The organism is Microcystis sp. M113S1, from assembly GCF_020246945.1.
Lineage (GTDB): Bacteria > Cyanobacteriota > Cyanobacteriia > Cyanobacteriales > Microcystaceae > Microcystis.
Genome location: NZ_JADBSA010000205.1, coordinates 1 through 12,607, shown reverse-complemented (window position 1 = coordinate 12,607; position 12,607 = coordinate 1). Strand labels below are relative to the sequence as shown.

Annotated in this window: 9 protein-coding genes and 1 pseudogene; 5 read left to right on the top strand and 5 right to left on the bottom strand. The window is 44.6% G+C overall.

Annotated elements, in window-relative coordinates:
- Positions 1-136: 136 nt before the first annotated feature.
- Positions 137-244 (top strand): annotated as a pseudogene (locus IM319_RS10525) (glycosyltransferase); the annotation flags it as partial.
- Positions 245-308: 64 nt separating this feature from the next.
- On the opposite strand, the gene IM319_RS10520 reads toward IM319_RS10525, so the two are convergent.
- The 3 genes from IM319_RS10520 to IM319_RS10510 all read right to left on the bottom strand — a co-directional run bounded on the left by IM319_RS10520 (position 309) and on the right by IM319_RS10510 (position 3,555).
- A complete protein-coding gene (locus IM319_RS10520; RefSeq protein ID WP_287722394.1) occupies positions 309-485 on the bottom strand; it encodes a hypothetical protein in 177 nt (58 codons plus the stop codon).
- A gap of 34 nt (positions 486-519) precedes the next feature.
- A complete protein-coding gene (locus IM319_RS10515; protein WP_287735552.1) occupies positions 520-1,944 on the bottom strand; it encodes an ammonium transporter in 1,425 nt (474 codons plus the stop codon).
- 174 nt (positions 1,945-2,118) lie between these two features.
- A complete protein-coding gene (locus tag IM319_RS10510; RefSeq protein ID WP_287684644.1) occupies positions 2,119-3,555 on the bottom strand; it encodes an ammonium transporter in 1,437 nt (478 codons plus the stop codon).
- A gap of 390 nt (positions 3,556-3,945) precedes the next feature.
- On the opposite strand from IM319_RS10510, the gene ribD reads away from it, so the two are divergent.
- The 4 genes from ribD to IM319_RS10490 all read left to right on the top strand — a co-directional run bounded on the left by ribD (position 3,946) and on the right by IM319_RS10490 (position 9,353).
- Positions 3,946-5,043, top strand: coding sequence for a bifunctional diaminohydroxyphosphoribosylaminopyrimidine deaminase/5-amino-6-(5-phosphoribosylamino)uracil reductase RibD (gene ribD / locus IM319_RS10505; protein ID WP_287684646.1), 1,098 nt, complete (start codon positions 3,946-3,948; stop codon positions 5,041-5,043).
- 222 nt (positions 5,044-5,265) lie between these two features.
- Positions 5,266-7,239, top strand: coding sequence for a molecular chaperone HtpG (gene htpG, locus IM319_RS10500; protein ID WP_287735553.1), 1,974 nt, complete (start codon positions 5,266-5,268; stop codon positions 7,237-7,239).
- Between the two features lie 200 nt (positions 7,240-7,439).
- Positions 7,440-8,942, top strand: coding sequence for a DEAD/DEAH box helicase (locus IM319_RS10495; protein ID WP_287735551.1), 1,503 nt, complete (start codon positions 7,440-7,442; stop codon positions 8,940-8,942).
- Positions 8,943-9,002: 60 nt separating this feature from the next.
- Positions 9,003-9,353 carry a 4a-hydroxytetrahydrobiopterin dehydratase gene (locus tag IM319_RS10490; protein WP_287684650.1) on the top strand — a complete coding sequence of 117 codons (351 nt, stop codon included), beginning with the start codon at positions 9,003-9,005 and terminating at the stop codon, positions 9,351-9,353.
- On the opposite strand, the gene IM319_RS10485 is transcribed toward IM319_RS10490, so the two are convergent.
- Both IM319_RS10485 and IM319_RS10480 read right to left on the bottom strand, forming a co-directional pair.
- Positions 9,350-10,228, bottom strand: coding sequence for an NAD(P)-dependent oxidoreductase (locus tag IM319_RS10485; RefSeq protein WP_286824457.1), 879 nt, complete (start codon positions 10,226-10,228; stop codon positions 9,350-9,352). The genes IM319_RS10490 and IM319_RS10485 overlap by 4 nt on opposite strands.
- Positions 10,229-10,365: 137 nt before the next feature.
- Positions 10,366-12,234, bottom strand: coding sequence for a BRCT domain-containing protein (locus IM319_RS10480; protein WP_287735550.1), 1,869 nt, complete (start codon positions 12,232-12,234; stop codon positions 10,366-10,368).
- Between the last annotated feature and the right edge of the window lie 373 nt (positions 12,235-12,607).

The following is a 12,607-nucleotide window of genomic DNA, read 5'->3' as shown; positions in this document are numbered from 1 at the left end:
GGAGTGATCAGGGGGAAAATTCAGGTACTTTTTCCCTGAAAATTAGGTAGTTGACCACCTGAAAATCGGTAAAACCCATCCCCCATCCCCCAACCCCCAACCCCCAACCCCCACCGAAAAACTTTTTCAGCAGACCCTAATTAGCATCGGAATACTAGGAGAATATATCGGCAGAATTTACGAGGAAGTTAAAGGCAGACCCACCTACACAATTGCTGAGTTAGCTGGCTTACAAATTTCTTGATTCTTGTCAGTAAGAATCGCTAATTTTTTGCTGTTTTGCCCATCTAGATAAAACTTGATCCTCCCTAGCGATCGCTACTCATGCGGCCTTGGCGGAGAGTTTTTGGGTCTTGGAGAATCTCTGGACAATAACGATCGAGCATTCTTTGCCAGCGACGGACAGGATCACAATCCCCGGTGACAGAGACAAGACGACCAAAAACGGAATTTTTTAGCCCAGTTTCACAGAGACGAAATTTCATCTCTGTTAGCTGGACTGATAGCTGATTGGAATCGCTAATAATTTTCTTGCGGATTTGTGGCACCGGGATTTTCTTGGTAGGAAAGGCTGTTACCAAACTCGAATTCCTGTCCGTAGGCTTCCTCTCCGTGTTGAGGCACATCTAACCCTTCTGCTTCCGTATTCGGTTTAACCCGCAGATCCATGAATAAACTGAGAACTTTCAGGATGACAAAAGTACCCACGGCAGCAAAGATATAAGTAGCAGCAACGCCAACAAATTGCGTCCAGACTAAGCCTGGGTTGCCAAATAGTAAACCGTCATTACCCAAGGAATTAACCGATTTAGTCGCAAAAACCCCCGTAAGGATTGCCCCTACCGTTCCACCCACACCATGGACGGGATAGGTATCCAAAGAATCATCAAAGCGCAATTTTGCCCGCAGACTAACCGCAAAAAAACAGCTAAGGGCAGTGATCGAACCAATGATAATCGCCCCGATCGGCAGCACATAGCCGGCAGCGGGAGTAATACCCACTAATCCCCCTAAAAATCCACTAGCAATACCGATCGCCGTCGGTTTACCCCGTAAAATCCATTCTATAAGCATCCATGTCAAACCACCGGCCGAAGCGGCGATCGTGGTATTAACAAAAGCTGTCGTGGCTAGGGAACTAGAGGAAAGCGCGCTACCACCATTAAAACCAAACCAACCGAACCAGAGTAAACCGATACCTAGGAGAACAAAAGGCACATTATGGGGTGCATAGGCTTGGACACCAAAACTACGCCGCGGACCGATCATCCAGGCGGCCACCAGTGCGGAAATCCCGGAACTAATGTGAACAACGGTTCCACCGGCGAAATCCAGCGCCCCAGTGGCTGCCAACCAACCCTTACCCCAAACCCAGTGAGCCAGGGGAGAATAGATAAAGGTGGACCAAAGCAGTAAAAACCAAAAATAGGCTTTAAAGTTGACCCGTTCCACGATCGCACCCGAAATTAAAGCCGGGGTGATGATCGCAAACATCATCTGATAGACCATAAACACTTGATGGGGAACGGTGGGTGCATAACCGATATTGTCAGGTGTGGCCGCAGTGACACCGTTAAGAAAAATCCAATCTAGTCCCCCGATAAAAGCTTCGATCCCTTCGCCAAAACCACTTTTACCCGGGGTGACATCGAAAGCGAGACTATAACCCCAAAGCACCCAAGTTACACCGATGACACCCATGGCCACCAAACTCATCATCATAGTGTTGAGGACGTTACGGGAACGCACTAAACCCCCATAAAAAAAGGCCAGTCCGGGGGTCATTAATAAAACTAAAGCCGAGGAGATCAGCATCCAAGCTGTATCCCCAGCACTAATCGGATTGGGGGGAGCGGCGGTGATGGTTTCCGCAAAAACTGGGGCAACTCCAAAATTGAATCCCAGTCCCAGCAAAAGTACGGTTATTCCTACGATCTTTTTCATTGACGGTTGCTGCCTAGTAGCAAGATTAATTTTTTCTGTCCGGAAAGAGACAAAAACCGAAAGAGAAAAGGTTTAGAAGGCAATTATAGCCACCGATCGCATCGGGGCGAGGCCTTCTTCCTTTTCTCTTTAACTTTGTCGGGGATAAGTTAATCTATCTTTACAAGGTTTAACCTAACGAGTGCTAGGCGTTTCCATGTCAACACTGGAAGCATAATAGCTACCAGCGACGATATCGGACTCCTTGACGAAACCGCTATAGGCTTCCATGCCGTGTTCGCCTATATCCAGACCTTCCAATTCTTCTTCGGGAGTAACACGAATACCGAGGGTAGCCTTGAGGATTGTCCAAACAATACCACTAACAATCAGGGTAAAGGCCCCTACTGCCACAATCCCGATAATTTGGTTAATCAACAGTTGGAATTGACCGGTGATTAAACCGGCATCTTTGTTGAAGATACCGACGGCTAAAGTTCCAAACACACCACAGACGAGGTGAACGGAAGTCGCACCCACCGGGTCATCAATTTTCAGGTTATCGAAGAAACCCACCGAGTAAACCACGACTACGCCGGCGATTAAACCGATGATTGCCGCCGACCAATAGGATACACCATCACAACCGGCAGTAACGGCTACTAAACCGGCGAGAATACCGTTAATAATCATCGAAAGGTCGGGTTTACCATCTTTGAACCAAGCGGTAAGGGTAGCGGCAATGCCACCCGCGGCCCCAGCGAGGTTAGTGGTGACAGCGATATAGGGTACAGTTTCATTAACCGCTAAAGTAGAACCGGGGTTAAAACCAAACCAGCCAATCCAGAGAATTAAACAACCCAGGGTTGCGATACTCATGTTATGGCCGGGTAAGGCACTGGTGCGACCGTTGATGTATTTACCCATTCTCGGGCCGAGAATTGCCGCCCCAGTTAAAGCAGACCAACCACCCACCGAGTGAACCACCGTCGAACCGGCGAAGTCTTTAAAACCAAGGTCGGCTAACCAACCGCCACCCCAAACCCAGTGACCGGTGATCGGGTACATGATACCGACAATAATTAAGCTAAAAACGAGGAAATCGACGAATTTAATCCGTTCTGCCACTGCCCCAGATACAATGGTGGCTGCCGTTCCCGCGAAAGCGACTTGGAACAGGAAGAACACCGAGGTGGGCAAAGAGGCAGGCATGACGTAGGTGGCAGGATCGCTACTGCTAAGGAACCAACCTCCTGTACCGAAAAATTCGTTACTGACAGACCCAAACATCAGCGAGAAACCGATCGCCCAAAATGATATGGTGGAGAGGGCGAAAACGATCAGGTTTTTGGCGAGAACGTTAACGGCGTTTTTCTGGCGACAGAATCCCGTTTCTAGCATCGCAAAACCTGCGTTCATAAAGATCACGAGGATGGAGGCAATTAAAACCCAGATTGTATTGAGGGCGTTTTGGACATCTTCGGGGGTTAAGGGTTTCGCCTCTTGGGCTTGTACGGCTGTGTTCCAAACCACAAAAATAATCGCGGACAAAGGAACACAGGCTAACCAGACAGGGTTAATTTTCGGTAATAAACCGACAAGTTCCCCAGATTTTCGAGCAATTCGTTTCATCGTTAATTCGTTGACTTTGTTGAGTTAGTAGGTCGATTCATTACTTTTGAGAATAATTACCGAGCAATTATGTCCTTTCCACCGCTAAATCCTAGGAACAGGGGTCAATCATTTCAGAAGACCAAACACCTAGGGATTTATCTTGAGGTGTGAGTAGTCAATGTTTTTCGATCTTTGTTTTTTTGATCTGAGATTTCTGTATTCGTTGATACATTTCATTTTAAAATAATAGTGGTGGAGAAGTGATCAAGAATTTAGTTATCAGATGCGAGTTATCAGTTCACTGATTACTTTTTACTGTTTACTGATCACTGAAAAAAGCTCCCCACTGATCAGTTTTTACTGTTTACTGATCACTGAAAAGTCTCCCCTCCTTTGGAGAAATAAACCATGGCCCAGGCAACGGAATTCGATCGCACAATGATGCAAAGATGTCTAACCCTTGCTAGACAAGGCTTGGGACGGACTTCTCCTAATCCCTTGGTGGGTTCTGTGATCGTTCAAGAGGGGACAATTATCGGCGAAGGTTTTCACCCGGAGGCCGGACAACCCCATGCAGAAGTTTTCGCCCTGAGACAGGCAGCAGAAAAAGCCCGTGGTGCCACTTTATACGTCAATCTTGAACCCTGTAACCACCATGGACGTACTCCCCCCTGTAGCGAGGCAATTATGCGAGCGGGCATTAAAAAAGTGGTGGTGGGGATGATCGATCCTAATCCCCTGGTGGCGGGGAAAGGTATTCAAAGATTAGAATCGGCAGGCATCGAGACGCTGGTGGGAGTGGAGGAGTCCGAATGTCTTCAACTCAATCAGGGTTTTATCCATCGCATTACCGCTAAAAAACCCTTCGGTATCCTCAAATATGCCATGACTCTCGATGGCAAAATTGCCGCTACTACTGGTCATAGCACTTGGATTACTAGCCCTGCTTCTCGCCAAATAGTCCATCAATTGCGATCTGCCTGTGATGCGATTATCGTCGGCGGTAGCACTGTCCGTCAAGATAATCCTCACCTAACCACTCACGGCCTCTCCGATCATAATCCCCTGCGCGTGGTCATGACTCGATCGCTCGATTTACCCTCCTCCGCCCATCTTTGGGATACCAGTCAATTTCCCACGCTTGTCTACACACAAATTGATTCTAATGTCAAGCTTAAGCAACAATTATTAACAAAAGGCGTGGAAGTGATCGAACTAACCGAGGTGACACCCACTTTAGTGATGGAAAATCTTTATCAGAGGGGATTTTGTCAGGTTTTGTGGGAGTGCGGCGGCGGTTTAAGCGCGGCTGCCATCGCTGAGGGCATGGTACAAAAAATTATCGCTTTTATTGCGCCCAAAATCATCGGGGGAATCAAGGCACCTACTGCCGTGGGTGATTTAGGTTTCCAGTTAATGAGCCAAGCTTTACAGTTAGAAAATGTCACGGTTAATTATCTCAATCCCGATATTGTGATTGAGGGATATCTGCAAATTGAACAGTAGAGCTACTGCAATTCCGCTTCAATCGGATTGCTAAAGTCAAAAAGTGCTAAATAACCCCGATAATCCGGCAATTATCCCTGATTTTTGCGATCGAGTTCTCGAATCCGTTTATCGGTACGGTTATCCCCCTAGAAGAAGTTGGGCAATCGCTCTGTGATCAATAGTGCCATCATCGAGCAAAATAAAAAAGTTAGAATAGTCAAGCCCTTAGTGATTGAACGTATGACGGTACTCGAAAAAGGTAATATCACGATTCATACCGAGAATATCTTCCCTATTATCAAAAAATCTCTCTACACTGACCATGAAATTTTTCTGCGGGAATTGATATCTAATAGTGTGGATGCTATCTCGAAATTAAAAATGGCTTCTTTAGCAGGAGAAGCAAGAGGAGAAGTCCCCGAACCAGAAATTAATATCGCCATCGATAAAGAAAATCGTACCCTATCAATTACCGATAATGGTATCGGGATGACGGGGGAAGAAATCAAGAAATATATTAACCAGGTTGCCTTTTCCAGTGCGGAAGAATTTATCACTAAATACCAAAAATCAGCCAAGGATTTAATCGGTCATTTTGGACTAGGTTTTTATTCGGCTTTTATGGTGGCTAAAAAGGTAGAAATTGATACTCTTTCCTATCAAGAAGGTGCTACCCCTGTCCATTGGTCTTGTGATGGTTCTCCAGAGTTTGAACTAACCGATTCTTCCCGCAGCCAAATCGGCACGACTATCACCCTAACTTTAATGGATGAGGAAGGGGAATATTTAGAACCTGCCCGCATTAGCCAGTTAGTCAAAACCTACTCAGATTTTATGCCCGTTCCCATTAAAATTGATGGGGAAGTGATTAATCAACAACGGGCTTTATGGAAAGAATCTTCTCAAAATCTGACTAAAGAAGACTACCTAGAATTCTATCGTTATCTCTATCCTTTCCAAGAAGAACCTTTACTCTGGGTACATCTGAATACCGATTATCCTTTCTTGCTCAATGGCATTCTTTATTTTCCCAAACTCAGACCGGATGTGGATGTCTCAAAAGGACAATTAAAGTTATTCTGTAATCAGGTTTTTGTCAGCGACCATTGCGAAGAAATTATTCCCGATTTCCTGATGCCCTTGCGAGGAGTTATCGATAGTCCAGATATTCCTTTAAATGTGTCTCGAAGTGCTTTAACCAAAGATCGCACCGTTCGCCGTATTGCCGATTTTATTGCCAAAAAAATTGCTGATCGCCTCAAATCGCTCTATAACGAAGACGCAAAAGAATATATTCGTTGTTGGGTAGATGTGGGAACTTTTATTAAATTTGGTTCCTTGAAAGAGGATAAATTTAAACAGCAGGTAGAAGATATTTTAATCTATCGCACTACCTACAAACCCCCAGAAACTGAGGTACAAGTGGCAGTGCAAACCGCTGAAGGTGACGCCTGGCAAGAAGCAACGGCGAAAACTCCCCTAGAAGCGATCGAACAGGAAGGTTATACTACTCTCAAAGCCTACCTAGAACGCCATAAAGAACGCCACGAAAATCGAGTTTTTTACTGTACCGATCCTCGTAGCCAATCCACCTACGTTGAACTCTACAAAAATCAAGGTTTAGAAATCCTTTTCTTTGATTCTTTCATCGATACTAATTACTTTATTCCTTTCCTAGAAAGAGAATACTCTGATGTGAAATTCACCCGGGTTGATTCTGAATTAGACTCGACGCTGCTCGAACAGGATCAAGCTAGTGAAATTATCGATCCCGCTAGTAATAAAACCCGGGCTGAATTGATCAAAGAAATCTTCGCCAAAGCCCTCGATAATTCTCGCATCAATATCAAAACTGAAGCCTTGAAATCCGATGATCCCCAAGGTACTCCCCCGGCAATTGTCTTACTTCCAGAAGCAATGCGACGCTTACAGGAAATGACGGCAATGATGCAACAAAAAGCCATGGCTTTCCCCGAAGAACATATTCTGATGATTAATACTAATCATCCCCTAATTCAACAAATTGTCCAGATTAGTCAGGGAAGTATTGTTACTGGTAGCGGCGAATCTCCATCGGCACAATTAGCGAAAATGCTCTGTCAGCACGTTTATGATTTAGCTTTAATCGCTCAAAAGGGATTTGATGCCGAGGGAATGCAAGCTTTTGTGGAACGTTCCAATCGCGTTCTGACTAAGCTAACCGAAAAGATTTAATCTATTGCCAAACTTTAGCTGTTTCGATATGCTGAGAGTGTGTTAATTCACACTCTTTTTTTTAGCCCGATAAATATGATCTAGCGATAAGCTATCTTGCAGCCGTCAGCCTTGAATCAGTTATCAGTTATCAGATGTAAGTTTTCAGTTCACTTATACTGTTTACTGTTTACTGTTTACTGTTTACTGTTTACTGAAAAATGCGCTTACCCACCCTCAAATATGAGCGAGGAACCTTAATTCTCCATCCACCACCAAAAGGGAAAAAATGGCTAGATTTTGCCACTTGGGATGATCGTATTGAAAGATTTCGCATTTTGGCACTTCATTATCGTCCTCTGGTGGAAACTCTACAGGAGGAGGGCATTAACTTCCAAGATGAAGCAAAAGCTTTTAACAATTTAGAATTAATTGCCAGTTTTGAACGGGAACCCTACCCCCACCAAGCGGAAGCGTTAATCGCTTGGAAAAAATCCCAGAGAAGGGGTGTCATTGTCCTTCCCACCGCTGCCGGCAAAACCTATCTTGCCCAATTAGCTCTACAATCGACTCCCCGGAGTACCTTAATTATCGTGCCGACTATTGATTTAATGCACCAGTGGTATGCCCAGATGTTGGCGGCTTTTCCCGATGCCGAGGTGGGATTATTAGGGGGAGGTTCTAAGGATAATAGTGCTATTTTAATCGCCACCTATCAAAGTGCGGCAATTTATTCAGAAACTCTTGGCAATCGTTACGCTTTTTTGATTTTTGATGAATGTCATCATTTACCATCGGATTTCTTTCGGAAAATAGCGGAAGATTCGATCGCACCCTATCGTTTAGGCTTAACAGCAACACCGGATCGCGGTGATGGTAGTCATCAAGATTTAGATTATCTTATTGGTGCAATTGTTTATCAAAAAAGTCCCCAAGACTTGTCAGGAAAAGCCCTAGCCGATCATGAAATAATTCAAATTAAAGTGAAACTATCTGCCAAAGAACAGGAAAAATATCAAGAAGCAATTAAAATTCGCAATGATTTTTTAAGAAAAAATAATCTCAGTTTGTCTGGTTTAGATGGTTGGCAAAATTTTGTCATGATTAGTGCCAGAAGTAGCGAAGGGCGCCGGGCCATGTTGGCCCACCGGGAGTCGAAGGAAATATCCTCCGGAACCCAGGGAAAATTGCGGGTTTTAGCCGAGTTAATCTGTGAACACCATCCGGAACGAATTTTAATTTTTACCAACGATAATGCCACAGTTTACCGCATTTCCGAGAGCTTTTTAATACCTGCCATAACCCATCAAACTCCCGTGAAAGAACGCCATGAAATCCTGACCCGTTTTCGTCAGGGAGAATACAAAATTCTGGTGACTTCCCATGTTCTTAATGAAGGGGTTGATGTGCCGGAAGCGCGCATCGCGATTATTTTATCGGGAACCGGTTCCACCCGGGAATATATTCAGCGTTTAGGACGGGTTTTAAGAAAAGGTCAACAAGAGGATAAACGGGCGATTTTGTATGAAGTGATAGCCGAAAATACCACGGAGGAAAAAACCTCCCAACGACGACGGGGAGAGCATAAAAATCAAACTAGCTATAAAACCGGTAATCGACAATTGGAATTATTGCCTTCTCCTCCGAAAAAATCTTTTTCTTTCCCGAAAGCTGCCGAATCTTCTACTCCTTGGGGAAGTTCTCCAGAGTCAGAGGAAGAATAGAAAATTTCTCTGGGGGATTTTCCTCTATAATAAAGGTAAAAAATCTGGATTGATACCCCTATGACCGAACTTGCTCAACAAAAATGTCAACCTTATCAATCGGGTTCTTTTCCTATCACTGCCGAAGAAATTACCGCTTTAAAGGCTAAAATTCCCGATTGGAATCTCTTAGAATACGAGGGTATTCCCCGTCTGCAAAAACTCTATAAATTTGCCAATTTTCAAGGGGCAATCGCCTTTACTAATGCCGTGGGAGAAGCAGCGGAAAAAGAAGGCCATCACCCCGCTTTATTGACAGAATGGGGTAAAGTTACCGTTTCTTGGTGGACCCATGACGTGGGCGGATTACATCAAAATGACTTTATCATGGCTGCCCGCACCGATGATATTTATCGTCAACAAAAGGCTTAATCGTAGGCGCGAATCATCGCTTGGGTTCCCTGTTTAATTCCCTTGCCTTCGTCCAATTCCGCTACTGCTTTAAATAGGGTTTCCGCTAAATCTGTCCCGGGCAGAATTTCCCCGGCTGTCTGGGCAGTTTCTTTGACTAATCGCAAATCTTTTAAGATATGTTCAATCATAAAAGCCGGCTGTAAATCTTGGGCGAGGATTTTTGGTCCCAAATTTTCCAACGCCCAAGAACCAGCCGCCCCCGTTTTACAGACTTCTATGACTAAATTGGGGTCTAATCCTTGAATTTTTGCCATTTTTAGAGCCTCACACAGCGCCACCATGTGAACCGCCCCCAAGACTTGATTACAGAGTTTAACCGCTTGTCCGTTGCCGATTTCGCCACACCAGCGAATAGTTTTGCCCATGGCGTGAAAACAGGGTAAACAAGTCTGAAAATCCGCTTCTTTCCCTCCCACCATAATAGTTAAAGTGCCGTTTTTCGCCCCAATATCGCCCCCAGAGACGGGAGCATCGAGAAAACGGAGATTATTTTCCTCTAGCTTTTTACCAATCATCCTAGCGGCTTGAGAGCCAATGGTACTCATATCCACCACCAGAGTTCCCACCGCTGCCGATTCCATCACACCCCCCGCTCCTAAAATTACTGCCTCCACGTCAGGCACATCCCCGACGCAGGTAAAGACAATCTCGGCATCCCTGACGGCGGCGGCAATACTAGAACAAATGTTCGCACCGGCTGCCCCGGCAATGGTTATTCCAGGGGCCTCTGGGGTACGATTCCAAGCATTAACAGCAAAACCTCGACCGACAAGATTAGTCGTCATCGGCGCTCCCATCACTCCTAATCCTAAAAAGGCAATTTTTTGACTCATGATTTTGGCAATAATAGGGAACAGGCAGAGTGAACTGAAAACTAAAATCTGATAACTGATAACTGATAACTGATAACTGATAACTGATAACTGATAACTGATAACTGATAACTGATAACTGATAACTGATAACTGTTTTAGGATTCTACCATTTGTAGAAATTGGGCTTCTGAAAGGGTTTTAATGCCTAATTTTTGAGCCTTTTTGAGTTTCTCACCGGGGGCTTTACCGAGGAGAATATAATCAGTGTTCACACTGGGGGAACTGGTAACAGTACCACCGACATTAATAATCAATGATTTCGCTTCCTCGCGACTGATTTTGCCGAAGGTTCCTAGTATAACTACGCTTTTTCCCCTGAGGGGATTTTCTGCGGATTCTTGACTCGTTTGGACTATCTCCGCTGCGGGTTGCACTTCTAAACTTGTATCGGCAACTGTGATTTTTTCTGCTGCTACTACAGGAGTTTCCTCGGCAATCACCGGGGGAGTTTCCGGTTCTTCTACTACAGGAGTTTCCTCGGCAATCACCGGGGGAGTTTCCAGTTCTTCTACTACGGGAGTTTCACTAATAATTGCTTCTGGTTCATTAGTGGTAATAGGGGCAGTTTGTTGAGAGAAATCGTCTCTTTCTTGTTGTAGGTTTTGAATTTGAACCTCTAAAGCGGCGATTTCTTTTTGCTTAGTTGCTAACTCACCCTCAAACTTAATTTTTTCCTTTTCTAAAGCTTTAGCTGCCGTTTTTTTGACTTCTAAATCTTGAGTTAGTTGGCGATTTTGTTGGCTTAATTCCTCGATATGACGGGAAGTTGTGGTTTCTAATTGGTCTTTTTCGGCACTTAACTGGTGTAGTTGAATCTCTAAATTAGAAATGTTTTCCCGATAAGTTTCTAGCTGTTGCGGTAACTGGGTTAATTCCTGTAATTGCCCTTCTAAATGAGCAATTGTTGCCTGAGAATCGGCCAATTGTTGCGGTAACTGGGTTAATTCCTGTAATTGCCCTTCTAAATGAGCAATTTTTTCGGCAGCAGTGCTTAATTGTGCCGATAATTCCCCTTTCTGGGCTGCTAAAGCTTGTAACTCCAGTTTAGCTGCTTCGAGACGAGCGCCGAGACTGTCCTTTTCGGCGGTTATGGCTGTCACTTGAGCGACGGTTTCTTGCAGTTTTATAGTTAAATTGTCGCATTCTTGGCCTAAAGAGAGCGATCGAGTTTGACTTGCGGCTAAATCTTCGCTGAAAGACTTTTTTTCCTGCTCTAACCCGGTAATTTGACCCTGTAAGCTGGCTATTTCCTGCTGTCCTTGCTCATACTGTTCTGTTTGGTGAGCCAGATTCTGTTCTAAGGTTTGAATTTGACCTTGCAAGCTGGGAATTCGGGCGGCTAAATCGCTTAATTCTTGATTTTTATGCTCTAAATCGACCACTTTCGCCTTTAATTCCTCGGCTTTTTCTAGCTCTTGCTGTAAGAGAGTTTTATCCTGTTCTAGGGTCTGAATTTGACTATAGAGAGAGTTGCTCTGTTTTTTGGTCAAATCAAATTGACGGTTAATTTCGCCTTTTTGCTGCTCTAAAGTTTGAATCTGTGCCTCTAGGCTAGTAATTTGGGCTTTTTCTGCCTCTAATTGCTCCATCAGACCAGCTTTCTCCGCTTCTATTTCCTTAGCGGTGGTTTTCAGTTGTTCGATTTCACTCTCACCTATCTGCACAGCTTGCTGGAGGGACTGGAGAGAATTTTCTAAATCCGTAGCTTTGTGCTGTAATTGGGCGGAATGTTGTTCTATGTGAATTATTTTGGCGTGCAGCTGCTGATTTTCGTCTTTTAAGTCTGATTGCGCCACGTCTAAACCCTTGACTTGAGCCAACAAATCTGAATTACTTTGCTGTAATTGCGCTTGTGCGGCTAAAAGGGAGGTATTTTTGCTGACGAGACTAGAGCGCGACCAGAGGAATAGTCCTCCGAAAACAGCACTTAAACCTAATCCTTCATAAATTAATTCGTTGAGCATATCTACCCTCCTAGACAAGCGAAAAACAGTCACCTAACCGAACTGATGCGGCAATTTTGGTTATAGACCTACATCTCTACTTATATCAGTTACGGGGTACATTCGGGGGAAGGGGGGAAAAGTCACTTCTTTCATCCCAGGGTACAAAGGTGATTTAGCTGTTCGCGTTATGTTAACTTGTATCTGATCCCATTCTTGGGTGATTTTCTGGTTGATTTCTTCCTGTTGACATCCTCACCGCCGTAAAACGGACGGTGATTCCCAAACCTCACGATTTAGGTTTCTGCTTCTTTCCCTTGCGGGGTTCCGCACCTGCCTTAACAGATTTACTCTGTTCTGGTCTTATGGTCGCTCTACAGACTGACACCGCAAG

Excerpts from the sequence above, each read along its gene's own strand:
- IM319_RS10520 (WP_287722394.1), bottom strand. The coding sequence starts at position 485 with ATGAAATTTCGTCTCTGTGAAACTGGGCTAAAAAATTCCGTTTTTGGT.
- IM319_RS10515 (WP_287735552.1), bottom strand. The coding sequence starts at position 1,944 with ATGAAAAAGATCGTAGGAATAACCGTACTTTTGCTGGGACTGGGATTC.
- IM319_RS10510 (WP_287684644.1), bottom strand. The coding sequence starts at position 3,555 with ATGAAACGAATTGCTCGAAAATCTGGGGAACTTGTCGGTTTATTACCG.
- ribD (WP_287684646.1), top strand. The coding sequence starts at position 3,946 with ATGGCCCAGGCAACGGAATTCGATCGCACAATGATGCAAAGATGTCTA.
- htpG (WP_287735553.1), top strand. The coding sequence starts at position 5,266 with ATGACGGTACTCGAAAAAGGTAATATCACGATTCATACCGAGAATATC.
- IM319_RS10495 (WP_287735551.1), top strand. The coding sequence starts at position 7,440 with ATGCGCTTACCCACCCTCAAATATGAGCGAGGAACCTTAATTCTCCAT.
- IM319_RS10490 (WP_287684650.1), top strand. The coding sequence starts at position 9,003 with ATGACCGAACTTGCTCAACAAAAATGTCAACCTTATCAATCGGGTTCT.
- IM319_RS10485 (WP_286824457.1), bottom strand. The coding sequence starts at position 10,228 with ATGAGTCAAAAAATTGCCTTTTTAGGATTAGGAGTGATGGGAGCGCCG.
- IM319_RS10480 (WP_287735550.1), bottom strand. The coding sequence starts at position 12,234 with ATGCTCAACGAATTAATTTATGAAGGATTAGGTTTAAGTGCTGTTTTC.